The organism is Pseudoxanthomonas sp. Soil82 (genome assembly GCF_040446535.1).
GTDB classification, from domain to species: Bacteria; Pseudomonadota; Gammaproteobacteria; order Xanthomonadales; family Xanthomonadaceae; genus Pseudoxanthomonas; species Pseudoxanthomonas kaohsiungensis.
In genome coordinates this window covers 1-22,403 of record NZ_JBEAAK010000002.1, presented here as the reverse complement: position 1 = coordinate 22,403, position 22,403 = coordinate 1, and the positions used below count along the sequence as shown (strand labels likewise).

18 protein-coding genes and 1 pseudogene are annotated in these 22,403 nt (G+C 70.1%); 6 read left to right on the top strand and 13 right to left on the bottom strand.

The window, feature by feature from the left end; translation table 11 throughout:
• Positions 1 to 10 precede the first annotated feature (10 nt).
• The gene (locus ABKA19_RS05560; protein WP_353688067.1) at positions 11 to 421 is read right to left on the bottom strand and encodes a barstar family protein; all 411 of its coding nucleotides are present in this window, start codon (positions 419 to 421) and stop codon (positions 11 to 13) included.
• A complete protein-coding gene (locus tag ABKA19_RS05555) occupies positions 418 to 846 on the bottom strand; it encodes a guanyl-specific ribonuclease (protein WP_502945717.1) in 429 nt (142 codons plus the stop codon). The genes ABKA19_RS05560 and ABKA19_RS05555 overlap by 4 nt, the downstream gene beginning before the upstream one ends.
• 250 nt (positions 847 to 1,096) lie before the next feature.
• Between ABKA19_RS05555 and ABKA19_RS05550 the strand changes: the two genes are divergently transcribed.
• Complete coding sequence (locus tag ABKA19_RS05550) at positions 1,097 to 1,708, top strand: superoxide dismutase (protein WP_353688066.1); 612 nt, start codon at positions 1,097 to 1,099, stop codon at positions 1,706 to 1,708.
• Positions 1,709 to 1,977: 269 nt separating this feature from the next.
• Here ABKA19_RS05550 and ABKA19_RS05545 read toward each other — a convergent pair whose 3' ends face one another.
• From ABKA19_RS05545 to ABKA19_RS05535, 3 genes are read right to left on the bottom strand one after another with little or no spacing between them, the layout of a single operon-like run.
• A complete protein-coding gene (locus ABKA19_RS05545; protein ID WP_353688065.1) occupies positions 1,978 to 5,118 on the bottom strand; it encodes a multidrug efflux RND transporter permease subunit in 3,141 nt (1,046 codons plus the stop codon).
• 12 nt (positions 5,119 to 5,130) lie between these two features.
• Positions 5,131 to 6,351 (bottom strand): efflux RND transporter periplasmic adaptor subunit, encoded by a 1,221-nt coding sequence (locus tag ABKA19_RS05540; protein ID WP_353688064.1) that lies wholly within the window; start codon positions 6,349 to 6,351, stop codon positions 5,131 to 5,133.
• Between the two features lie 35 nt (positions 6,352 to 6,386).
• On the bottom strand, positions 6,387 to 7,019 hold the full coding sequence (locus ABKA19_RS05535; RefSeq protein ID WP_353688063.1) for a TetR/AcrR family transcriptional regulator: 633 nt from the start codon (positions 7,017 to 7,019) through the stop codon (positions 6,387 to 6,389).
• 125 nt (positions 7,020 to 7,144) lie between these two features.
• Here ABKA19_RS05535 and ABKA19_RS05530 point away from each other — a divergent pair, with 125 nt between their 5' ends.
• The 5 genes from ABKA19_RS05530 to ABKA19_RS05510 all read left to right on the top strand — a co-directional run bounded on the left by ABKA19_RS05530 (position 7,145) and on the right by ABKA19_RS05510 (position 14,693).
• Entirely contained in the window at positions 7,145 to 12,151 is a 5,007-nt protein-coding gene (locus tag ABKA19_RS05530; RefSeq protein WP_502945716.1) for an NAD-glutamate dehydrogenase, read from the top strand.
• A 93-nt stretch (positions 12,152 to 12,244) separates the two neighbouring features.
• Positions 12,245 to 13,015: an NAD kinase gene (locus ABKA19_RS05525; RefSeq protein WP_353688062.1), complete on the top strand. Its 771-nt coding sequence runs from the start codon at positions 12,245 to 12,247 to the stop codon at positions 13,013 to 13,015.
• 106 nt (positions 13,016 to 13,121) lie between these two features.
• Positions 13,122 to 13,604: a hypothetical protein gene (locus ABKA19_RS05520; RefSeq protein WP_353688061.1), complete on the top strand. Its 483-nt coding sequence runs from the start codon at positions 13,122 to 13,124 to the stop codon at positions 13,602 to 13,604.
• Between the two features lie 44 nt (positions 13,605 to 13,648).
• On the top strand, positions 13,649 to 14,566 hold the full coding sequence (locus ABKA19_RS05515) for a 5'-nucleotidase (RefSeq protein ID WP_162375507.1): 918 nt from the start codon (positions 13,649 to 13,651) through the stop codon (positions 14,564 to 14,566).
• A 4-nt stretch (positions 14,567 to 14,570) separates the two neighbouring features.
• Complete coding sequence (locus tag ABKA19_RS05510; protein WP_353688060.1) at positions 14,571 to 14,693, top strand: hypothetical protein; 123 nt, start codon at positions 14,571 to 14,573, stop codon at positions 14,691 to 14,693.
• A gap of 59 nt (positions 14,694 to 14,752) precedes the next feature.
• Here the strand turns inward: ABKA19_RS05510 and ABKA19_RS05505 are convergent, their stop codons facing one another.
• The 8 genes and pseudogenes from ABKA19_RS05505 to ABKA19_RS05470 form a co-directional block, all read right to left on the bottom strand.
• A complete protein-coding gene (locus tag ABKA19_RS05505) occupies positions 14,753 to 15,832 on the bottom strand; it encodes a protein-glutamate methylesterase/protein-glutamine glutaminase (protein ID WP_353688059.1) in 1,080 nt (359 codons plus the stop codon).
• A complete protein-coding gene (gene cheD, locus ABKA19_RS05500) occupies positions 15,832 to 16,425 on the bottom strand; it encodes a chemoreceptor glutamine deamidase CheD (protein ID WP_162375505.1) in 594 nt (197 codons plus the stop codon). Before cheD ends, ABKA19_RS05505 begins: the two co-directional genes overlap by 1 nt.
• Positions 16,422 to 17,288 (bottom strand): CheR family methyltransferase, encoded by an 867-nt coding sequence (locus ABKA19_RS05495; RefSeq protein ID WP_162375504.1) that lies wholly within the window; start codon positions 17,286 to 17,288, stop codon positions 16,422 to 16,424. Before ABKA19_RS05495 ends, cheD begins: the two co-directional genes overlap by 4 nt.
• A gap of 404 nt (positions 17,289 to 17,692) precedes the next feature.
• A complete protein-coding gene (locus tag ABKA19_RS05490) occupies positions 17,693 to 20,050 on the bottom strand; it encodes a methyl-accepting chemotaxis protein (protein ID WP_353688058.1) in 2,358 nt (785 codons plus the stop codon).
• Positions 20,051 to 20,118: 68 nt separating this feature from the next.
• Positions 20,119 to 20,496, bottom strand: coding sequence for a hypothetical protein (locus tag ABKA19_RS05485; protein WP_162378618.1), 378 nt, complete (start codon positions 20,494 to 20,496; stop codon positions 20,119 to 20,121).
• Between the two features lie 89 nt (positions 20,497 to 20,585).
• Complete coding sequence (locus ABKA19_RS05480) at positions 20,586 to 21,065, bottom strand: chemotaxis protein CheW (RefSeq protein ID WP_353688057.1); 480 nt, start codon at positions 21,063 to 21,065, stop codon at positions 20,586 to 20,588.
• Positions 21,066 to 21,153: 88 nt separating this feature from the next.
• Entirely contained in the window at positions 21,154 to 21,861 is a 708-nt protein-coding gene (locus ABKA19_RS05475; protein ID WP_353688056.1) for a flagellar brake protein, read from the bottom strand.
• A 187-nt stretch (positions 21,862 to 22,048) separates the two neighbouring features.
• A pseudogene (locus tag ABKA19_RS05470) lies at positions 22,049 to 22,403 on the bottom strand (methyl-accepting chemotaxis protein); the annotation flags it as partial.

The following is a 22,403-nucleotide window of genomic DNA, read 5'->3' as shown; positions in this document are numbered from 1 at the left end:
CGCCAGGCGGCTACGGGCCGGCCAGGAACGCCCAGAACGGCACGTCCGCTTCGGCCCACCACTGCGAGGCTTCCTGGAGGATGCCGAGCAGGACGTCGGTTTCGTGGGGCAGCGCCGCATGCAGCTGCGCTGTGCCGTCGAACAGCAGCGCATAGCCGGGGGCCGGCAGCCAGGACAGGTCGCGCAGCGCATCCATCAGCGCGTCCCAGTTGCCGCCGCGGCCGGCCGGCAGGTCCAGCACGGTGGCCAGGCGCAGCAGCAGGGCGCGCTTGCCGTCGCAACCGGCCAGGTCGATGCGCAGCGCCAGCAGCCCGGCATCGCGGGCGGCGGCGGCCAGCGCGGGCAGGTCGGCCGACTCCACCTCGAAGACGCCGGCCTGCGACGGATCGCCCAGGCCGATGTCGAATCCGGATTCGCTCATTGCGTCGTTCCCGCCGCCGGCGGCTGGAAGCGCCGGAAGCTTTCGTAGTGGTCGGCGGTGTAGTACCACTCGCGCGGCGGTTGGCCGCCGGTCACGATCCGGCGCGCGCCGCGGTGCGACAGGCCGGGCGTGGGGACCGTGTATTCGCGGTAGTAGCCGTGTTCCTTCAGCGGCAGACGGCGTTCGCGGTTGCCGAACGTGCTGCCGTCCTGGCGGTGGACGAAGCGCCCGCCGCGCTGGATCCGCGCGATGACCGGCGCCGCCTCCGGGGGCAGGAAAGCGGGCAGGGCGGTGGTCGCGCCTGCCTGCGCCGGGGCGGATGGCGAGGGCCCGCGATCCTGGCCCGGCCCCAGGAAGCCGGCCAGCGCCGCCAGCAGGAAGAGGGCGGCGAGCAGGGGCAGCAGCAGGCGGCTTCGCTGGCGCATGGTGCATGGACGGGCAGCAGGAATCGGACCGCAGTATGCGCGCGACGCTGCCGTGCTGTTTGAACGCCGGCGCACGCGTTGGCGGCGCTTCACGCCGGCAGAACCGCGCCTGTCGCATCCTGCAGGCCCGCATCGCCCCGGCGCCGGGATGCAGCATTCTTCCCCGCATCTTGGTTGGGCGCGCCGGCATCCCTACACTGTGGCCTGCCGCGCCCCGCGACCGCCGGGCACGAAATCCAAGGAGACCACCGTGGCCTATACCCTCCCCGAGTTGCCGTATGCCTACGATGCGCTGGAACCGCACATCGATACGGAGACGATGAAGATCCACCACACCAAGCACCACCAGACGTACATCAACAACGTCAACGCCGCGCTGGAAGGCACCGAGTACGCCGACCTGCCGGTCGAGGAGCTGGTGAAGAAGCTCAAGACGCTGCCGGAGAACCTGCAGGGACCGGTACGCAACAACGGCGGCGGCCATGCCAACCATTCCCTGTTCTGGACGGTCATGTCGCCCAAGGGCGGCGGCGAACCCAAGGGCGACGTGGCCAAGGCGATCGACAAGGACCTGGGCGGCTTCGAGAAGTTCAAGGAAGCCTTCACCAAGGCCGCGCTAACCCGCTTCGGCAGCGGCTGGGCGTGGCTGAGCGTGACCCCGGACAAGAAGGTCGTGGTCGAGAGCAGCGCCAACCAGGACACCCCGCTCAGCGAAGGCAACACGCCGATCCTGGGCCTGGACGTGTGGGAGCACGCCTACTACCTGAAGTACCAGAACCGTCGCCCCGACTACATCGGTGCGTTCTACAACGTGGTCGACTGGGACGAAGTCGAGCGCCGCTACCAGGCCGCGATCAAGTAACCGGCCGCTCCCGGCTTCCGGCCGACCCCTGCACGGGGGCGGCCCACGCTGGCCAACGCCTCCGCGTGCGACGCATGCGGGGGCGTTTTCGTTTGTGCTGCCTGCACCATACCCCCGTCCTGCCGCGGCTCCTTCCGGAGTCGTCCAACAGGCGCCGTGCTCCTGCTCCCGCGGTCCGCGCGCCTTCCCTTCGGGCGGGAGGAGATCCAAAACGAAGGCCCCGGCATCGCTGCCGGGGCCTTCCAGGTCAGGCCTGCACGATCCGGCGGTCAATGCGTCGCCGGTTCGCCCTTGCCCTGCTTCTCCAGCCATTCCTTCGACGGTTCGTCCAGCTTGTCGCCGAGCATGCGCCGGACCACGATGAAGAACACCGGGATCAGCAGCAGGCCCAGGAACGTCGCGAAGATCATGCCGCCGATCACGCCGGTGCCGATCGCGTGGCGGGCGTTGGCACCGGCGCCGGTGGACAGCGCCATCGGCACCACGCCCATGATGAACGCGAAGGAGGTCATGAGGATGGGGCGGAAGCGCAGGCGCGCGGCCTCGATCGTCGCCTCGCGCAGGGTCTTGCCGGCCAGCCGCTGCTCCACCGCGAACTCCACGATCAGGATCGCGTTCTTGGCGGCGAGGCCAATGATCGTGATCAGGCCGATCTTGAAGAAGATGTCGTTCGGCAGGCCGCGCATCAGGCTGAACATCACCGCGCCGAGCATGCCCAGCGGCACCACCAGCAGCACCGCCACCGGAATCGACCAGCTCTCGTAGAGCGCGGCCAGGCACAGGAACACCACCACGATCGACAGCACCAGCAGCAACGTGGCGGCGTTGCCGGCCAGGATCTCCTGGTAGGACATGCCGCTCCAGTCGTAGCCGAAGCCGGCCGGCAGGTCGTTCTGGACGATGTCCTCCATCATCTGCATCGCCTCGCCGGAGCTGTGGCCCGGGGCCGGCGAGCCGACGATGTTCACCGCCGCGTAGCCCTGGTAGCGGCTCAGCGACGGCGGACCGGTGATCCACTCCGAATCCACCACCGTGCTCAGCGGGATCATGCCGCCGCCGGTGCTGGGCGTGTAGAAGCTGGCCAGCGATTCGGCGCCGGTGCGGAACGGGGCGTCGGCGCGCAGGTTGACGCGCTTGATCCGGCCTTCATAGAAGAAGTCGTTGGCGTAGACCGGGGCCAGCATCAGGCTGATGGCGTTGTAGATGTCGCTGACCTGCAGGCCCATCGACTGCGCCTGCACGCGGTCCACGTGCAACTGCAGCTGCGGCGCATCCTCCAGGCTGTTGGGACGGACGCCCACCAGCGCCGTGTTCTGCGCGGCCTGGCCCAGCAGCATGTTGCGCGCCTGGGTCAGCGCCGCCTGGCCCTGGCCGGTCCGGTCCTGCAGCCACATGTCGAAGCCGCCGAATTGGCCCAGGCCCTGCACGGTCGGCAGGTTGACCACGAAGATGGTGGCTTCCTTGATCCCGAACAGCGCGCCGTTGGCCTGCTGGATGAACTCCGGCGCCGTCAGGTCGCGGTCCTCCCATGGCTTGAGCCGGATGAAGGCCATGCCCACGTTCTCGCCCTGGCCGACGAAGCTGAAGCCGGCGACCTGCATCATGCTCTGGTAGCCATCGATGCCCTGGAGGCGCTCGCGCATGTCGTCGAACACGCGCTGGGTGCGCTGCAGCGAGGCGCCGGGCGGCAGCTGCACGATCGCCATGGCGTAGCCCTGGTCCTCCTCGGGCAGGAAGCTGCCGGGCATGCGGGTGAACAGGAATCCGCACAGGATCGCCAGGACCGCGAACAGGACCATCCAGCGCGGGGCGTGCTTGACCGCGCTGCCGATGTGCCCGACGTAGGTGTGGCTGACCTTGTCATAGTACTTGTTGAAGGTGCGGAACACCCAGTTCGAGTTGGCGTGGTGGCTGGGCTTGAGGAACGTCGCGCACAGCGCCGGGGTGAAGCCCAGCGCCAGGAACGCCGAGAACGCCATCGCGATGGCGATCGTCAGCGCGAACTGCTTGTAGATCTCGCCGGCCGCGCCGCCCTGCAGCGCCGAGGGGATGAACACCGCGGCCAGCACGACCGTGATCGCCACCACCGCGCCGGTGATCTGGTCCATCGCCTTGACCGTGGCGTCGTAGGGCGACAGGCCCTCCTCGGTCATGATGCGCTCGACGTTCTCGATCACCACGATCGCGTCGTCGACCACGATGCCGATCGACAGCACCATCGCGAAGAGGGTCAGCTGGTTGATCGTAAAACCAATTATCGACATGCCCAGGAACGTGCCGAGCAGGGCGACCGGGATCACCAGGGTGGGGATGATGGTGGCGCGGATGTTCTGCAGGAAGATCAGCATCACCAGGAACACCAGCACCACGGCCTCGACCAGGGTCTTGACGACCTCCTCGATCGAGATCTTCACGAAGGTCGTGGAGTCGTACGGCGACATCCAGGTCACGCCCTGCGGGAAGGTGGCCTGCAACTCGTCCATCTTCGCGCGAACGGCCTCGGCCACGTTCAGCGCATTGGCACCGGGCAGCAGCTGCACTGCGAAAGCGCCGATCGGCTTGCCGTCGAACTTGGTGTCGAAGCCGTAGGAGCCCGGGCCGAAGCTGACCCTGGCCACGTCGCGCAGGCGCACGGTCGAGCCGTCGCTGTCGGCGCGCAGGATGATGTCCTCGAACTGCTCCGGCGAGCTGAAGCGGCCCTCGGCCGAGACCGTGGCGGTGAACGCCTGGCCCTCCGGCGCCGGGTCAGAGCCCACCGAACCGGCGGCGAACTGCACGTTCTGCGCGCGGATGGCGGCCAGCACCTGGCTCGCCGACAGGCCGAAGCCCTGCAGCTTCTCCGGGTTGAGCCAGATGTTCATGGCGTACTCGGCGCCGAACTGCTGGATGCTGCCCACGCCGGGGATGCGCGAGATCTGGTCGATCACGCGCGAGCCGTTGATGTCGTTGAGCTGGTTGCGGTCGACCGCCGGGTTGTCGGAGATCAGGCCGACCACCATCAGGAAGCCGGCGTTGGCCTTGGCCACCACCACGCCCTGCTGGGTGACTTCGGTGGGCAGACGCGGGGTGGCGAGGGCGACCTTGTTCTGCACCTGCACCTGGGCGATGTCGGGATCGGTGCCGGTCTCGAAGGTCAGGGTGATGCTGGCACGGCCGGTGGCGCTGGACGAGGAGCTGAAGTAGAGCAGGTGGTCGATGCCGGTCAGCTGCTGCTCGATGACCTGGGTGACCGCGCGCTCGACCGTCGACGCGCTGGCGCCGGGATAGCTGGCGCTGACGGTGACCTGCGGCGGGGCGATGTTGGGATAGGACTCCACGCCCAGGCCGAGGATCGCGATCACGCCCGAGAGCGAGATCAGGATCGCCACGACCCAGGCGAAGACCGGGTGGTTGATGAAGAACTTGGGCATGGGTGGGCGTCCTTACTCGGCCGGAGCGGACTTGGCGGCCTCGGACGCCGGATCGGGCGCGGGCGCGCCACCAGCAGGAGCCTTGGCCGGTGCCTGCGCGGCGGCGCCCGCCTCGGCCGCCTGCGGCTGCCAGGGCTTGGCGGTCGCCGGTGCGCCTTCCTTGACCTTCTGCACGCCGGACACGATGACCTGGTCGCCCGCCTCCAGGCCGGCGGTGACGATCCACTGGTTGTCGCGGGTGCCGCCGGTGGTCAGGTTCCTGCGCTCGACGTTGCCGTCGGCGCCGACGACGCGGGCGAACGCGCCGTTGGCGTCGCGCAGCACCGCCTCCTGCGGCACGAGGAACACGTCGTGCAGCTCGCCCATGTTCACCTTCAAGGTGACGAAGCTGCCCGGGAACAGCACGTAGCCGGGATTGGGAACCTGCGCGCGCATCGCGACCGCACCCGTCTGCGGATCGACCGTCGTGTCCGAGAAGTCGAGCGTGCCCGGCTGCTCGTGGACGCGGTCGCCCGGCAGCACGACCTGCACGGAAGCCTTGCCGGCGCCCACCAGCGACACGTTGGCCGCCGCGCGCAGCTGGGCCAGTTCGTTGGAACCGATCGAGAAGTTGGCATAGAGCGGATCGAGCTGGTCCACCGTGGTCAGCAGGGTCGCCTCGCCCTGGCCGACCAGCGCGCCTTCGGTCACCCGCTGCTTGCCGGCGCGGCCGGCGATGGGCGAGGTGACCTTGGCGTAGCCCAGGTCGATCTGCGCGTTGCGCACGCTGGCCCGGGCCGCCTCGACCGCCGCGCCGGCGCTGCGCTCGGCCGCCACGGCGTTGTCCAGGTCGTTCTGCGAGACGAACTTCTGCGGCACCAGCTTGCGCGCGCGCTCGGCCACCGCACGGGCGTTGGCGTAGGTCGCCTCGGCCTGGGCCAGCTGGCCCTGGGCCACCCCGAGCGAGGCCTGGAGCGGCGCCGGGTCGATCTCGAACAGCACCTGGCCTTCGCGCACGTCGCTGCCTTCCTCGTACACGCGCCGCAGCAACACGCCGGGCACGCGCGCGCGCACGTCGGCGCTGCGGTAGGGCGACAGCCGGCCGACGAGGTCGCGGGTCAGCGGCACGGTCTGCGGCTTGACCTCGATCACGCCGACTTCCGGCGGGGGCGGGGCGGCGGCCTCGTCCTTGCCGCCGCAGGCGGTCAGCGCGAGCAGCCCGCAGGCAAGGAGGAAGGGGGAGTGGAGGCGCATGGGAACTCCGGGGAAGGTGGGGGCTGGAGGGGGATTCAGGTACGCGAAACAGGCGGTGCGAAGGCGCGCAGGAAGCTGTCGACGGCGAATTCGGCCCACTGTGTCTGCAGGTCGGTTGTGTCGCGGTGAGGGACCAGGAAGCGCTGCCGGTCGAAGTCCAGGCCGACGATCATGCCCAGCAGCAACTCGGCCGCCGAGTGCGGATCGTCATGCCGCAGCAGCCCGCGGCGCATGGCCTGCCGCAGCCACGTGGCGAGGCGCTCCTGCAGGCCGTCTATCCATATGTGGTAGAGCGCCCGGACCTCGTCCGGGAACTGGGCGGCCTGGCCGGTGAGCAGCCGCGCGGTGCCGATGGTGCCCGGTTCCGACAGTCGGGCCAGGTGGTCGCGCGCGAACGCGACCAGCCCCGGGCGCAGGCTGGCCGCGTCGGGGACGCCGGCCAGGACGACGGCCCTGCGGCTTTCCTCGCTGAGCACCTGCATCAGCAAGGCCTGCTTGGAGCCGTAGCGCGCATACAGGGTCTGCTTGGAGCAGCCTGCGCGCGCGGCCACCGCGTCCATGCTGACCTGCGCGCCCTGCTCGCGGACCAGCGCGCGCACGGCGTCGTGCACCTGCTGGTGGCGGGTGTCGTCGACCGGTCGGGGTGTGGCGGGGGCTGGGGTTTCCATCGGGACTGGACTATACCGTCCAGTTTACTAATGTGGAAGAGGCGATTTCTTCCGTCCTGCAGCAAGGCTGCGATGGTGCGCGCGGCTACAATGCGCGCACACACTTCCTGCGGAGTTTCGTTCCCATGAAATCCAGTTCCTCCGGTGGCAAACGGATGGCGAAGCCGGCAGCGGCCGGCGCCCGGGCGAAGAAGGCGGTCGCACCGGCCGCCGCGGCCGTGGGCCGCTTCTCGCTCGAGCCGGTGTACGCCGCGGCGCGGCGCCTGGTGCCGGCTGCGCGCCAGGCCGAGCTGCAGGAATTCCTCGGCGAGTTCTACCGGCGCCTGGAGGAGGACGAGTATCCGCAACACGCGCCCGAGGCCTGGGCCGCGATCGGCGCCGACATGCTCCAGTTCGTGCGCCGGCGCCAGCCGGGCACCGCCAACGTGCGCGTGTTCAACCCGACCCTGAAGGCCAACGGCTGGGAGTCGGCGTACACCGTGCTGCAGATCGTCAACGACGACATGCCGTTCCTGGTCGACTCGGTGAGCATGGCGCTGGCCGAGATGGGCGTGGGCGTGCACGTGCTCGGCCATCCGCTGGTGCGCATCGCGCGCGACGGCGAGGGCAGGCTGCAGTCGGTCGGCGACGGCCGGCCGGAATCGCTCATGCTGCTGGAGATCGACCGCCAGGCACCGGCGGCGATGCGCCAGATCGAGCAGCGCATCGGCGAGGTGCTGGCCGAAGTCCGGGGCGTGGTCGCCGACTGGGGCCTGATGCGCGAGCGCATGCAGGTGCTGGCCGACGACCTGGCCACCCGGCGCATGCCGGTGGACGATTCGGGGCGGCGCGAGGCGCAGGAATTCCTGCGCTGGGCCGCGGCCGACCACTTCATCCTCTACGGCTACCGCGAGTACAAGGTGGTCAAGCAGGACGGCGAGGCCGTGCTCGCGCCGGTGGACGGCTCGGGCCTGGGCCTGATGCGTGGCAAGGACAAGGCGCCCCCGCGCCCGGTTAAGTCGCTGGCCGCGCATGGCCTGAACCAGTCCGGGGCCAGTGAGGCCCTGATCCTGACCAAGACCAATGCCCGCTCGCGGATCCACCGCAAGGGCTACATGGACTACATCGGCGTGCTCGAGTTCGACGCCAAGGGCGCGATCACCGGCGAGCAGCGCTTCCTCGGGCTGTACACCTCCAGCGCCTACAACCGCCGGCCCTGGGAGATCCCGCTGGTGCGCGAGCGCTACGAGCACGTGATGCGCCGCAGCGGCCTGTCGCCGAGCAGCCACAGCGGCAAGGCGCTGCGCCACATCCTCGAGACGTTGCCGCGCGAGGAGCTGTTCCAGTCCGGCGAGGACGAGCTGTACCGCACCGCCACCGGCGTGCTGGGCCTGCAGGAGCGCGTGCGCAGCCGGCTGTTCCTGCGCCGCGACCGCTACGGCCGCTTCTTCTCGGCGCTGGTCTACATCCCGCGCGAGCGCTTCAACACCGATGTGCGCCTGCGCATCGAAGCCCTGCTCAAGGATGCCCTGCAGGGCGAGCAGGTCGACTCGAGCGTGGTGCTGGGCGAGTCGCCGCTGGCGCAGCTGCACCTGATCGTGCGCCCGCGCGCGGGCGCGGCCGCCGAGCTCGACACCACCGAGCTCGAGCGCCGCCTGGCGCACCTGCTGCGCAACTGGCAGGACGACCTGCGCGAACTGCTGATCGCCCGCCACGGCGAGGCCGAAGGCCTGCGCCTGGCCAACGGCTACGGTCGCGCCTTGCCGGCCGGCTACATCGAGGACATCTCGCCGGAGTTGGCCGCCAACGACGTCGAGCAGCTGGCCGCGCTGACCGGGCCGGACGACCTGCGGCTGAGCCTGCACACGGTCGCACGCGAGGGCACCACCGGCCTGCGCCTGAAGCTCTACCGCCAGCACGACGACATCCCGCTGTCGGACGTGCTGCCGCTGATGGAGAACATGGGCCTGAAGGTCATCTCCGAGCACCCGTACCGGCTGCAGGCCAGCCTGCCGGAGGGCGGCAGCCAGCCGATCTACATCCAGGACTTCGAGGTCGAGCGGGTCGGCGGCGGTGGCGATATCGCCCAGCTCGCGCACGAGTTCGAGCAGGCCTTCGCCGCGATCTGGTCCGGCCGGGCCGAGAACGACGGCCTCAACCGCCTGGTGCTGTCTGCCGGCCTGGCATGGCGCCAGGTCGCCCTGCTGCGGGGCTACTGGAAGTACCTCCTGCAGACCGGCGTGCCGTTCTCGCAGAACTACGTCGAGGAGACCCTGGGCCGCTACCCGTTGCTGGCGCGCCTGCTGGTCGAGCTGTTCGAAGCCCGCTTCCATCCGGCGACCGGCAAGGAGACGGCCGCGGAGATCCGCGCCGGCCAGCTGCGGCTGGTCGAGCAACTGCGTGCGCTGGCGGCCGGTGACGAATCGACGGTCAAGGCCCTGCAGGAGGTGGTGGACGCCCGCAGCGGGGACCGCGACGCGCAGGAACGCACCACCCGCGCCACCTTGCTGAAGCTGCTGGACCGCGTCGCCAGCCTCGACGACGACCGCATCCTGCGCGGCTTCATCGGCGCGATCGACGCGACCCTGCGCACCAGCTACTTCCAGCTGGGCAGCGACGGCCAGCCGGGCCATTGCATCAGCTTCAAGTTCGACTCGGCGCTGGTGCCGGACCTGCCCAAGCCGCGTCCGTACCGCGAGATCTTCGTGTACGGGCCGCGCGTGGAAGGCGTGCACCTGCGTTTCGGCCCGGTCGCGCGCGGCGGCCTGCGCTGGTCGGACCGCCGCGAGGACTTCCGCACCGAGGTGCTGGGCCTGGTCAAGGCGCAGATGGTCAAGAACACGGTCATCGTGCCGGTCGGCGCCAAGGGCGGCTTCTTCGTCAAGCAGCCGCCGGCCTCCGGCGACCGCGACGCGGTGCTGGCCGAAGGCGTGGCCTGCTACAAGCTGTTCATCCAGGGACTGCTGGACATCACCGATAACATCGTCAACGGCAGGATCGTCCCGCCGCGCGACGTGGTCCGCCACGACCAGGACGACCCGTACCTGGTGGTCGCCGCCGACAAGGGCACTGCGACCTTCTCCGACATCGCCAACGGGCTGGCGATCGCGCATGGCTTCTGGATGGGCGACGCGTTCGCCTCCGGCGGCTCTGTCGGCTACGACCACAAGGGCATGGGCATCACCGCCCGCGGCGCGTGGGAGTCGGTCAAGCGCCATTTCCGTGCCCTGGGACGGGACTGCCAGAGCGAGGACTTCACCTGCGTCGGCATCGGCGACATGTCCGGCGACGTGTTCGGCAATGGCATGCTGCTGTCCCGGCACATCCGCCTGGTCGCCGCCTTCGACCACCGCCACATCTTCCTGGACCCGGATCCGGACGCGGCGCGTTCGTTCGCCGAGCGTGAGCGGATGTTCGCGTTGCCGCGTTCCAGCTGGGCCGACTACGACGCACGCCTGATCAGCAAGGGCGGCGGAATCCACCCGCGCAGCGCCAAGTCGATCGAGATCACCCCCCAGGTCCGCGCAGTCCTGGGCCTGGACGACGGCGTGAAGTCGCTGACCCCGAACGAGCTGATGTCGGCGATCCTTTGCGCACCGGTGGACCTGCTCTGGAACGGCGGCATCGGCACCTACGTCAAGGCCGCCAGCGAGCAGAACTCGGACGTGGGCGACCGCGCCAACAACGCGCTGCGCGTCAACGGCGGGCAACTGCGCTGCCGGGTGGTGGGCGAAGGCGGCAACCTGGGCATGACCCAGCTGGGCCGGATCGAGGCCGCGCAGGCCGGGGTCCTGCTCAACACCGACTTCATCGACAACTCCGCCGGCGTGGACACCTCCGACCACGAGGTCAACATCAAGATCCTGCTCAACGACGTGGTCCGCTCGAAGAAGCTGACCATGCCGGCGCGCAACAAGCTGCTGGCGTCGATGACCGACGAGGTCGCCCGGCTGGTGCTGCTGGACAACTACCGCCAGAACCAGGCCATCAGCCTGATGGAACGGATGAGCGTCAAGCGGCTGGGCTCCAAGCAGCACTTCATCCGCACCCTCGAGAAGCAGGGCCTGCTCGACCGCCAGATCGAGTTCCTGCCTTCGGACGCCGAGCTGTCGGCGCGCAAGGCGCGCGGGCAGGGCATGACCCGGCCGGAACTGGCGGTGCTGCTGTCGTACTCCAAGCTGGTGGCGTTCCAGCAGCTGCTGGATTCCGACATCCCCGAGGACCCGTACCTGTCCAAGGAACTGCAGCGCTACTTCCCGGTGCCGTTGCAGAAGAAGTACGCCGACCTGATGGAGCGGCACCGGCTCAAGCGAGAGATCATCGCCACGGCGGTGACCAACGCCACCATCAACCGGATGGGCGCGACCTTCCTGCTGCGCATGCAGGAGGACACCGGACGCAGCCCGGCCGAGGTGGCCAAGGCCTACACGATCAGCCGCGAGACGCTGGACGCGCGGATGCTGTGGGCGCAGATCGACGCGCTCGACGGCAAGCTGCCCGAGGCCGCGCAGGTCGATGCCCTGCAGGTGATCTGGAGCCTGCAGCGTTCGTTCGTGCGCTGGCTGCTCAACCGTCCCGGCCAGATGCCCAGCATCAGCGACGCGGTGGAACGCTACCGCGACCCGTTCAACGACATCCGCGAAGCGTCGGGCGTGCTGCCGGATTCCCAGCGCCCGGCCTACGAGGCCGCGCTGCGCGAATGGCGCGACAAGGGCATGCCGCCGAAGCTGGCCCAGCAGCTGTCCGAGCTGCCGTACCTGGAGCCGGCGTTCGACATCATCGAGCTCGCCCGCTCGCGCAAGCTCAAGCCGGTGGACGTCTCGCGCGTGCACTTCCGCCTGGGCGACGCGCTCGGCCTGCCGTGGCTGTTCGAGCAGATCGACGGGCTGGCGGTGGACGGCCGCTGGCATGCGGTGGCCCGTGGGGTGATGCGCGACGAGCTGGCCGCGCACCATCGCGTGCTCGCAGGCCAGGCCATGTCGCTGCCTGGCCACGACGCCGACGCGAAGGTGCGCGCCTGGCTGGACCGCGACGATCCGACCCTGCGGTTCACCCTTGGCATGCTGGCCGAGCTGTCGGACCAGAAGTCGCTCGACTATCCGACCCTGTCGGTGGCCGTGCAGAAGCTGGGCCAGCTCGCCGCACGCGGATGACAGCGGGAAGGGACGCCGGCACCGGGCCGGCGTCCCTGCTGGACATCCATTCGCCGCGACCGGTTATCCTGCCGGCTCCCGACGGAGATCGTGATGAGCGCCAGCCCCCGCATCGCCTTCCTCGCCAGCGGCGCGCCCAATGCCCAGCAGGCGCTGGAGGCGATGGTCGCGCGCCACGGCCAGCACCCGCCCGAGGAGGCGGATGTGATCTGCGCGCTGGGCGGCGACGGTTTCATGCTGCAGACGCTTCACCGCCACGGAGGCCTGGGCAAGCCGGTCTACGGCATGAAGCTGGGCACCGTTGGTTTCCTCATGAACCATTTCAACGCCGATGGCCTGCTCGGGCGGATCGCCGCCGCCGAGCCGGCCAAGCTGCGCCCGCTGGAGATGGTGGCGCAGACCGAATCCGGCGCCAGCACCGGCTCGCTGGCCTACAACGAGGTCTCGCTGCTGCGCCAGACGCGGCAGGCCGCGCATGTGCGCATCCACCTCAATGGCCAGCCGCGGCTGGACGAGCTCATCTGCGACGGGGTGATGGTGGCGACGCCGGCCGGCAGCACCGCCTACAACTTCTCCGCGCACGGCCCGATCCTGCCGCTGGGCTCGCACACGATCGCGCTGACGCCGATCGCCGCGTTCCGCCCGCGCCGCTGGCGCGGTGCGATCCTCAAGGCCGACACCGAGGTTCGCTTCGAGGTGCTCGACCCGTACAAGCGCCCAGTCAGTGCCACCGCCGACTCGCACGAGACGCGCGACGTGGTGGAAGTGGTGATCCGCGAGTCCACCGATCGCATGGTGACGCTGCTTTTCGATCCGGAACACAACCTGGAAGAACGTATCCTGAGCGAACAATTCGTGGTATGACGTAACGCGCCGGCCCCAGTGCCGGCCCGCCGGGCGAAGTGGACGTGCCTTCCCGGCGCGACAACAGAACCAAGTCATCGAGCTTCAACGGAAGGGGAGGGGTCCCGTGAAGTTGGCGTATCTGATGCTGCTCTGCGCCATGCCGGCGCAGGCGGCTGCTGCATGCATGTTCACGAGCAACGTGACGCCGTTCGCGGCGGATACATCGTCGCTGGTCGACAACGCCGGCATACCGGCTCCGGAGGTCGAGGCGTCCAGCCTGACCCGCGGCATCGGCGGCGGCGCGACCTGCGATTCGCTGGGCTTCATGTCGATCCAGCTCAAGTGGCCGCGCGGAAGCGACTACGACCTGGACGAGATCGGCTTCGAGTACCGCGTGGTCGGCGGCGACGCGCCCGCCGGCATGCTGCCCGAAGCGGTCGTCGTTGCGCCCGTCTCCGGGCGCAGGGTCGAACACCAGTTCACCTGGCAGGACGTGCCGGCCGGCGAACAGAAGCCCTTGTACCTGCAGCTGGAGGTGCGGGCGGTCACCCGTGACCGGCAGCGGGGCGCACCGGCGCGGGTCACGGTGCACGCCCCCGGCAGCTGACGTCGCCGGCGCCCGGCGGCGGCCGGTTGCGGGATAATGCCCTCATGGCCCGACCCGACGACAACAGCCCCCGGCTGCTCACCATCGCAGTGACCTCGCGGGCGTTGTTCGACCTGGAGGAAAGCCACGCGTTGTACGAGCGCGAGGGCGTGGATGCCTACGCCGACTACCAGCGCCAGCTCGAGGACGAGGTGCTCGAGCCCGGCGTGGCGTTCCCGGTGGTGCGCAAGCTGCTGGCTCTCAACCGCAGGCTTCCGCCCGGGGCCCCGCAGGTCGAGGTCATCCTGCTGTCGCGGAACTCGGCCGACACCGGCCTGCGCATCTTCAACTCGATCCAGCACCACGGGCTTGGCATCGTGCGCGCGGTGTTCACCGCCGGTGAGCCGACCTGGCCGTACGTGGCCCCGTTCGGCACCGACCTGTTCCTGTCGGCCAATCCGGAATCGGTGCGGCGTTCGCTGCAGCACGGCGTGGCGGCGGCGACGATCCTGCCGGCGCGCGCGGTCAATGCGCCGCGCGACCAGCTGCGCATCGCCTTCGACGGCGACGCGGTGATCTTCGGCGACGAGAGCGAACGGATCTCGCGCGAACAGGGCGTGGAGGCGTTCGGCCTGCACGAACACCAGCGCGCGCGCGAACCGCTGTCCGGCGGCCCGTTCCGCAGCTTCCTGTCGGCCCTGCACGAGATGCAGGCGCTGTTCCCGCCGGGCGAAGACGCGCCGGTGCGGACCGCGCTGGTGACCGCGCGCTCGGCGCCGGCGCACGAGCGGGTGATCCGCACTCTGCGCGAGTGGGGCGTGCGCCTGGACGAGGCGCTGTTCCTGGGCGGGCGCGCCAAGGGGCCGTTCCTGGCGGCGTTCGGCGCGGACATCTTCTTCGACGATTCGGCGCACAACATCGACAGCGCGCGCCTGCACGTGGCGGCCGGCCACGTGCCGCACGGCGTGGCCAATCCCGACTGAGCGTTTGACGGCCCGAGCCGGCGTTCGACGCGGCCAGCTCGCCGACGATTCGGCGCACAACATCGACAGCGCGCGCCTGCACGTGGCGGCCGGCCACGTGCCGCACGGCGTGGCCAACCCCGACTGAGCGTTCGACGGCCCGAGCCGGCGCTGCGGCACGGCTTCGCTCGGCCAGGCCTGCCTGATTCAGCCGGTCGCTGCGAGCGGGCGCGCGCCGGCCAGTTCCAGCAGGCGACCGGCGATGCGATCCAACGGCAGTACTTCCTGCGCCGCGCCCAGACGGTAGGCCGCGCCCGGCATGCCCCAGACCACGCTGGTCGCCTCGTCCTGGACCAGGGTCGCCGCGCCGGCCTGGCGCAGCTCCAGCAGGCCGCGCGCGCCGTCGTCGCCCATGCCGGTGAGGATCGCGGCCACCGCGTTGGCGCCGGCGTTCTGCGCCACCGACCGGAACAGCACGTCGACCGCCGGCCGGTGCCGGTTCACCGGCGCGCCATCGTCGATCCGGCAACGCCAGCGGGCGCCGTCGCGGATCACCCGCAGGTGGCGGTCGCCCGGCGGCAGGTAGGCGTGGCCGGGCAGGATCGCCTCGCCATCCGACGCCTCGCGCACGAGCATCTGCGAGTGCCGGTCCAGCCGGTCGACGAAGGCGCGGCTGAAGCCGCCGGGGATGTGCTGGGTCAGGACGATGGCCGGCGCGTCGGGCGGCATCTGTTCGAGCACCACGCGGATGGCTTCGGTGCCGCCGGCCGACGCGCCGATGGCGATGAGCCGGTCGGTGGTGCGGAAACGGGCGGCGGTGGCCACGGCGGGGCGCGGCGCGGCCGCCGCTTCCAGCCGCTGTGCCGGACGGGCCAGCGGCTGCACCCGGGCGCGCGCGGCCGCCTTGACCTTGGCGACGATCTCCGACGCGTAATCGCCCAGCCCGCGGGCCACGTCGAGCTTGGGCTTGGTGACGAAGTCCACTGCGCCCAGCGCCAGCGCCTGCAGGGTGATGTCGGCGCCGCGCTCGGTCAGCGAGGACACCATCAGCACCGGCATCGGCCGCAGCCGCATGATGTGCTCCAGGAACGCCAGGCCGTCCATGCGCGGCATCTCCACGTCCAGGGTCAGCACGTCGGGATTGAGCCGCTTGATCTTCTCGCGCGCCAGCAGCGGATCGGCGGCCGCACCAACCACCTCGATCTGCGGATCGCTGCCGAGCAGCTCGGTCAGGATCTGCCGGACCACCGCCGAGTCGTCGACCACCAGTACCTTGATCCTGTCCATCAGAACAGCTCCACGCCGCCGCTGACCGGGGTGCGCGACAGCCGCGAGCGGATCGCCGACTCGGTGGCGGCGACCTCGGCGTCGTGCGCATGCGGCATGCGGTTGACCATGACCTTGCCGGTCTGCGGGAAGAAGAACACCTTGCGCGGGTGGATTCCGCGAAGGTCCTCGGCCACCACCGGGATGCGCTCGGCGGCCAGGTAGGCCAGCACGAAGTCGGCGTTGCGCGTGCCCACCGGGTTGCTGGTGAAGCCCTTGAGCACGTTGGCGCCACCGAAGACCTTGGCCTCCAGCCGCTTGCGGCTGGCGCCGCGCTTGAGCAGCTCGTTGATCAGCACCTCCATCGCATAGCTGCCGTAGCGCGCCGGCGCGCCGTCGCCGGTGTTGCCGTCGGGCAGCAGGAAGTGGTTCATGCCGCCGAGCTGCAGCATCGGGTCGCGGATGCACGCGGCCACGCAGGAGCCGAGCACGGTGACCAGGGCGGTGCCGTCGTCGACCACCAGGTACTGGGTGGGAAGAAGCTTGGCCGCCGGGACCTTGAACTGCGGGTCGCGGTAGCGCATCACCTCGTCGGCCTGCAGTGCGACGTTCATGCGCGCGCCGCCGGGTTGCGGCGGTACAGCGTGCGCCCGCAGGGCTGGATCAGGTCGGCCGCATGCAGGTAGTTCTCCGAGTGCCCGGTGTAGAGCAGGCTGGCCGCGTCCATCTGCGGCAGCAGCCGCGAGAGGATGGCGCGCTGGGTGGGCTTGTCGAAGTAGATCATCACGTTGCGGCAGAAGATCGCCGCGAACGGGCCGCCCACGTCGTAGCGCGGCTGAAGCAGGTTCAACGGCCGGAACTCGACCAGCGCCTGCAGGGCCGGGTTGACCCGGCAGCGCCCTTCGTTGGGGCCGGTGCCGCGCTGGAAGTAGCGCTTGCGCAGGTCCTCGTCCAGGCCGGAGATGCGATCGATGGCGTAGACGCCCCGCTGGGCGGTGGCCAGGACCTGGGTGTCGATGTCGGTGGCGAGGATGCGCACGGGCGGCGCCAGCGTGCCGAACGCCTCGCAGGCGGTGATCGCCATCGAGTACGGCTCCTCGCCGGTGGATGCGGCGCACGACCAGAGGCGGATGGTGCCCTGGCCGCGCCCGAGCTCCTGCAGCTGGGCGTCGAGCCGCTCGAAGTGGTGCGGTTCGCGGAAGAACGCCGTCAGGTTGGTGGTCAGCGCGTTGGTGAAGGCCTGCCACTCCGCGCCGTCGGGGTCGGCGTCGAGCTGGTCGAGGTACTCGCCGAAATCGTGCAGGTCCAGCGCGCGCAGGCGCCGCGAGAGGCGGCCGTAAACCATGTCCCGCTTGCCCGGCGCCAGGGCGATGCCGGCGCGTGCGTGGATCATCTGGCAGACGCGGCGGAAATCGCGGTCGGAGAAGGGGAACTCCCTCTGGTCCGTCGGCGGGTGCGGCAGGTGGGTGGCGCTCATCTGGGTTCCGGCATGGGCGGAGGTAGGGTTCTGTCCCACCAGGGATATCGGCGCGGCACGACCGAAGTTGATGGGCGCCCGGTGCGGTGCCCCCGATCCGCGCGCGGCAGGAAACGGGGCGTGGCGCTTGCCGCTTTCCCCGATCGAAGCCACAACCCCGACGATTGCCAGGGACGCCGTACCCAAGGGTGATGGCTCAAGTGGCACATGGATGTGCCACGGCCCTTCGTAAAGGCAGGATGTCGTCCCGAAGGGTGGGCCATCACCCTTGGGTGCGGCGGCCCCGGAAGGTGCCAGCGCTTCAGCCAGCTACTCCGAAACAAGCACCCGACCGGCGATTGCACGTGGTGAAGAAAAAAGCCCCGGCGGGTGCCGGGGCTTTTCGGGGTCACAGGCGTTGCCGATCAGAACTCGGCCCAGTCGGCCTCGTTGATCACGGTGGCGGCATTGCCGGTCGCGCGCGGCGCGCGTGCGGCGGCCTTGCGCGCGGGGAACGGTACCGGTGCCGGCGTCGCCTGCACCGGCGCCGCGCTGCGGCCGCCCTCGATGCGGAACACGGCGATGGCCTGGGCCAGGCTGGCGGACTGCTCCTCCATGGCGCGGGCGGCGGCGGTGGCCTCCTCGACCAGGGCCGCGTTCTGCTGGGTGGTCTCGTCCATCTGCACGATGGTCTGGTTGACCTGCTCGATGCCGGCGGCCTGCTCCTGCGAGGCGGCGGAGATCTCGGCCATGATGTCGGTCACCCGCTGCACCGAGGCCACGATCTCGCCCATGGTCTTGCCGGCCTGCTCGGCCAGCGCGGCGCCATCGGCAACCCGGCCGGTGGAGTCCTCGATCAGCGACTTGATCTCCTTGGCCGCGGTGGCGCTGCGCTGGGCCAGCGAGCGCACCTCGGTGGCGACCACGGCGAAGCCGCGGCCCTGTTCGCCGGCACGCGCTGCTTCCACCGCGGCGTTGAGCGCCAGGATGTTGGTCTGGAAGGCGATGCCGTCGATGACCGAGATGATGTCGGCGATCTTGCGCGAGGAGGCCTGGATGTCGGCCATGGTGGTGACGACCTGGCCGACGACCTGGCCGCCCTGGGAGGCGACGGAGGCCGCGCCGATGGCCAGCTGGTTGGCCTGGCGGGCGTGGTCGGCGTTCTGCTTGACGGTGGAGGTGAGTTCCTCCATCGAGGCGGCGGTCTCTTCCAGGTTGGCGGCCTGCTGTTCGGTGCGGCGGGACAGGTCGTTGTTGCCGGAGGCGATCTCGGTGGAGGCGGTGGAGATGGCCGAGGAGGCGCCCTGGATGCGCGAGACGATGGAGGTGAGCTGGGCGACGGTGGCGTTGGCGTCGTCGCGCATGCGGGCGAACACGCCGTGGAAGTCACCGTCCATGCGCGTGGTCAGGTCGCCCTGCGACAGCGCGGTCAGCAGGCGCGAGACCTCGGACAGGCTGACAGCATTGGCGTCCAGCAGCGTGTTCAGCTGTTCGGCCAGCTGCAGCAGGAAGCCGTGCTTGCCTTCGGTACCCACGCGGCCGGACAGGTCGCCGGCGGCGGCGGCCTCGACGATGCGGGCCACCTCCTGCTCCACGTGCATCTCGCTGGTGCGGTCGCGCCACTCGCAGACCGTACCCACGTTCTCGCCGTCGGCGTCGCGGATCACCGAGATGCTCTGGGCGAATACCACTTCTCCGTAGCGCACCTCGCGCTGGCCGCGGCCTTCCTTCTCGAGCTGCTGGAGGAACGCCGGGTCGACCTTGCCGCCGTGCTCGAGCACGGAGATCGGCTGGCCCACCAGCGGCCGCTCCGGATCGATGCCCGGCAGGGCTTCGGCGATCTGCGCCGCGTAGCCGTCGAGCATGTGCCGCAGCGCGGGGTTGGTGTAGACCACGTCCAGGTCGCGGTCGGTGATGATCAGGCCGGTGGTGGAGCTCTCCAGCGCGGTGCGGATGCGCAGGTTCTCGCTGGCCACCTTCTGGTCGCGTTCGGTGCGCTCGCGCAGGTCGTGCTGCATGCGCTGCATGGCGCGCAGCAGGTCGCCGATCTCGTCCTGGCGGGAAGTGTCGATCCGGCTGTCCAGCTTGCCGCCGGCCACGTCGTTGGCCACCGCCACCGCTTCGCGCATCGAGCCGGTCAGGCCGCGGGCCAGCAGCCAGGCAATCGCCAGGCCGCCGCCGATGCCCGCCAGCAGCATGATCACGATCAGCGACCCGGAGGCGGCGTAGGCCGAACCGGCCTTCGCGCCGGCCGCATTGGCCTGTTCGTCGGCGCGCTTGATCATCTCGCCGACCAGGGCGTAAGCGCCCTCATGCAGCTGCGCGGTCTCGCCCAGGAAGGTGTCCACGGCGTCGTCCGGGAGCTCCAGGTCGACCATTTCGTTGACCGAGTCGTAGGACGCCTTGGCCGTCGTCCAGGCCGCGGCGAACTGCTCCTGCAGCTTGCGCTCCTCTGGCGTCGTCGCCAGCTTGGCGAAATCGGCCGAGGTCGCTTCGATCCTGGCGGCCAGGTCGGCGCTCTGCTTGCGCGCATCCTGCTTGACCGCCTCGCTGGCACGGGTCAGGCCGCGGTAGGACGAGATCCGGTACTCGCCCAACAGCGAGCGCAATTCGGCGGCGGTGGACACCGTGTCCATGGTGTTGCCGGCCAGGTGCGTGGTCGCGCGGTTGAGCGAGGACAGGCCCAGGTAGGCGCCGACGCCCTGGACCAACATCAGTGCGAGCACTACGCCGAATGCCAGCATCAGCTTCGGCGTGAGCTTGAGGTTCTTGAGCCAGTGCATGCGTTTCCCCCTGGTCTTCGCGGATGCAGAACGGCCCGGACGCGCTCGCGCCCGGGCCGTGGTGTTGCTTACTTGATGGTCGCCAGCTTGATGCTGGACGGCGAGCTGATGGCGATCTCGGCGCGGCTGGCGTCGCGCTTGATGGTGCCGATCACGCAGACGTCGCGGCCCTCGAGCTCCTCGGGGGTGGGCTTGAACTTGTCGCGCTGGTCGCCGGGGATGCGGGCGGAGAACGTGTGGCGCGGGAAGGCGCCGCCCATGTACAGGAAGGTCGGCTCGCCCTCGGAGTTCTGGGCGTAGCGGGTCTTCTCGACCTTGCCGCAGACCATGCCTTCCTTGCCGACGAAGCGGACGGCGTCTTCGGCGGGAATGGCGTCGGCGGCGGTGGCGGCCAGCGGCGCGAGGAACAGCACGGCGGCGAGGGACAGCACGGGGGTGGACTTCATGGAATGGCTCCAGTGGACGGTGGGATCGGGCCAGGAACGAACCCTGTTGAGGTGGCTATCGGCCTCCGGCCGCAGGACTTTAGGCGCGATCAGGCGGCGTCTTCGAACGCCGCCTCGGGGCCCAGGTCGGCGCTGTCGAGCAGGGTGGGGATGTCGAGCAGGATCAGCATCCGGTCGTCCAGGGTGCCGATGCCGCTGATGAAGCGGGTGTCGACCGCGGCGCCGAACTCGGGCTTGGGCCGGACCTGCTCCTGCGCGAGCGGGACCACGTCGGAGACGCCGTCGACCACGATCCCGACCACCCGGTCGAGCACGTTCAGGACGATCATCACCGTCAGGCTGTCGTAGCGCGCCTCGCGCAGGCGCAGCTTCAGGCGCAGGTCGATCACCGGCACGATCGTGCCGCGGAGGTTGATCACGCCCTTGATGTACTCGGGCGCGTCGGGGACGCGGGTGACCGCGTCGTAGCCGCGGATCTCCTGGACCTTGAGGATGTCGACGCCGTAATGCTCGTCGCCCAGGGTGAAGGTCAGGAATTCGCCGGCGGCGGTGTCGGGGGTGGTGCTCATGGATACGCTCCTGCAGGGCGTGCCGCGCGGGCGCGCGGACCGGTTCCTAGGAGGGATCGGCCGCGACGGCGGCAACTTTAGGGCCGGCTCACACCGCCCGGCGCTCGCGGGCGTTGCGCTGGCGCTCGACCCGGAAGATGTACTGCAGGATCTGTTTCTCGGCATGCGGCGACAGCGCCAGGAAGCGGCAGCCGGCGCGCAGCGTGCCACCGGCCAGCGGTTCGTGCTGCGACAGATGGCAGACCTCCAGGTCGACCGCCAGCGGCCCGGTGTCCGGCAAGCGCAGTTGGCAGCCCTCCAGGCGGCGGCGCGAGGCGAAGCGGGACTGGTCGTCGTCCCGCACCGACAGCGCCAAGCCGCCGCCGCTCAGGTCCAGCACCCGCACCTGCAGCGGTGCGTCCAGCTCGCCGGTGGCAGGCAACTCCACCGTCACCACCGGGCCGGGTACGAGTTGCAGGCGGTAGAGCTCGCGCCGCTGCAGCTTGAGCAGCGACTCCGGCGCAGCCGCCGCGAATGCCACGCGCCCGTCGTTGTCGACCCGGACCAGGCCTTGCAGGCGGAACTGGATGCGTACCCGGTCCAGCTGCGAAACGCAGGCCAGGTAGTGTGCCGAGGCGATCCGCTGGTTGACCGTTTCCTGGTGGTTGCCGTCGATAAGCACATTGCCGTCCCGGTCCACGTCCAGCAGGGCCGTGGGGCAGGGCAGGCCGCCGGGCACGATGCTGGCGCTGATCAGCGCGCCGGCGTCGGCCAGCGATTGCAGGACGCGCGCGATCTCCCGCGGGTCGTGCAGCATGTACCGCTCTGCATCCTCCAGGTCCTGTGGCGTGGCAAGGGAGTCGTGCGCTTCCGGCATTGGCAAGGCAGGGAGATGGCTTCCGTTACCGTGCTATCGGCCGGGCCCGCCAATAGTTGAAAGCCTCGTGGCCGCAGGAATCGCCCCGGCCGGAGCCGGGGCGGGAAGTGCCGCGATGCACCGGGTGCTAGAACTCGGACCAGTCGCTGTCGGCCAGGGCGGTGTTGCCGACGATCCGCGAGGCCGGGGAGGTGCGTGCCGGCTTGCGCGCGGGTGCGGGCGCTGGCCGGGAGGCAGTCGCGGAGTTGTCCGTGCGTGCCACCGGCGCCGCGCTGCCGCCGCCCTCGATGCGGAACACGGCGATGGCCTGGGCCAGGCTGGCGGACTGTTCCTCCATGGCCCGTGCGGCGGCGGTGGCTTCCTCGACCAGGGCCGCGTTCTGCTGGGTGGTCTCGTCCATCTGCACGATGGTCTGGTTGACCTGCTCGATGCCGGCGGCCTGTTCCTGCGAGGCGGCGGAGATCTCGGCCATGATGTCGGTC

Excerpts from the sequence above, each read along its gene's own strand:
- ABKA19_RS05560 (WP_353688067.1), bottom strand. The coding sequence starts at position 421 with ATGAGCGAATCCGGATTCGACATCGGCCTGGGCGATCCGTCGCAGGCC.
- ABKA19_RS05555 (WP_502945717.1), bottom strand. The coding sequence starts at position 846 with ATGCGCCAGCGAAGCCGCCTGCTGCTGCCCCTGCTCGCCGCCCTCTTC.
- ABKA19_RS05545 (WP_353688065.1), bottom strand. The coding sequence starts at position 5,118 with ATGCCCAAGTTCTTCATCAACCACCCGGTCTTCGCCTGGGTCGTGGCG.
- ABKA19_RS05540 (WP_353688064.1), bottom strand. The coding sequence starts at position 6,351 with ATGCGCCTCCACTCCCCCTTCCTCCTTGCCTGCGGGCTGCTCGCGCTG.
- ABKA19_RS05535 (WP_353688063.1), bottom strand. The coding sequence starts at position 7,019 with ATGGAAACCCCAGCCCCCGCCACACCCCGACCGGTCGACGACACCCGC.
- ABKA19_RS05530 (WP_502945716.1), top strand. The coding sequence starts at position 7,145 with ATGAAATCCAGTTCCTCCGGTGGCAAACGGATGGCGAAGCCGGCAGCG.
- ABKA19_RS05525 (WP_353688062.1), top strand. The coding sequence starts at position 12,245 with ATGAGCGCCAGCCCCCGCATCGCCTTCCTCGCCAGCGGCGCGCCCAAT.
- ABKA19_RS05515 (WP_162375507.1), top strand. The coding sequence starts at position 13,649 with ATGGCCCGACCCGACGACAACAGCCCCCGGCTGCTCACCATCGCAGTG.
- ABKA19_RS05505 (WP_353688059.1), bottom strand. The coding sequence starts at position 15,832 with ATGGACAGGATCAAGGTACTGGTGGTCGACGACTCGGCGGTGGTCCGG.
- cheD (WP_162375505.1), bottom strand. The coding sequence starts at position 16,425 with ATGAACGTCGCACTGCAGGCCGACGAGGTGATGCGCTACCGCGACCCG.
- ABKA19_RS05495 (WP_162375504.1), bottom strand. The coding sequence starts at position 17,288 with ATGAGCGCCACCCACCTGCCGCACCCGCCGACGGACCAGAGGGAGTTC.
- ABKA19_RS05490 (WP_353688058.1), bottom strand. The coding sequence starts at position 20,050 with ATGCACTGGCTCAAGAACCTCAAGCTCACGCCGAAGCTGATGCTGGCA.
- ABKA19_RS05485 (WP_162378618.1), bottom strand. The coding sequence starts at position 20,496 with ATGAAGTCCACCCCCGTGCTGTCCCTCGCCGCCGTGCTGTTCCTCGCG.
- ABKA19_RS05480 (WP_353688057.1), bottom strand. The coding sequence starts at position 21,065 with ATGAGCACCACCCCCGACACCGCCGCCGGCGAATTCCTGACCTTCACC.
- ABKA19_RS05475 (WP_353688056.1), bottom strand. The coding sequence starts at position 21,861 with ATGCTGCACGACCCGCGGGAGATCGCGCGCGTCCTGCAATCGCTGGCC.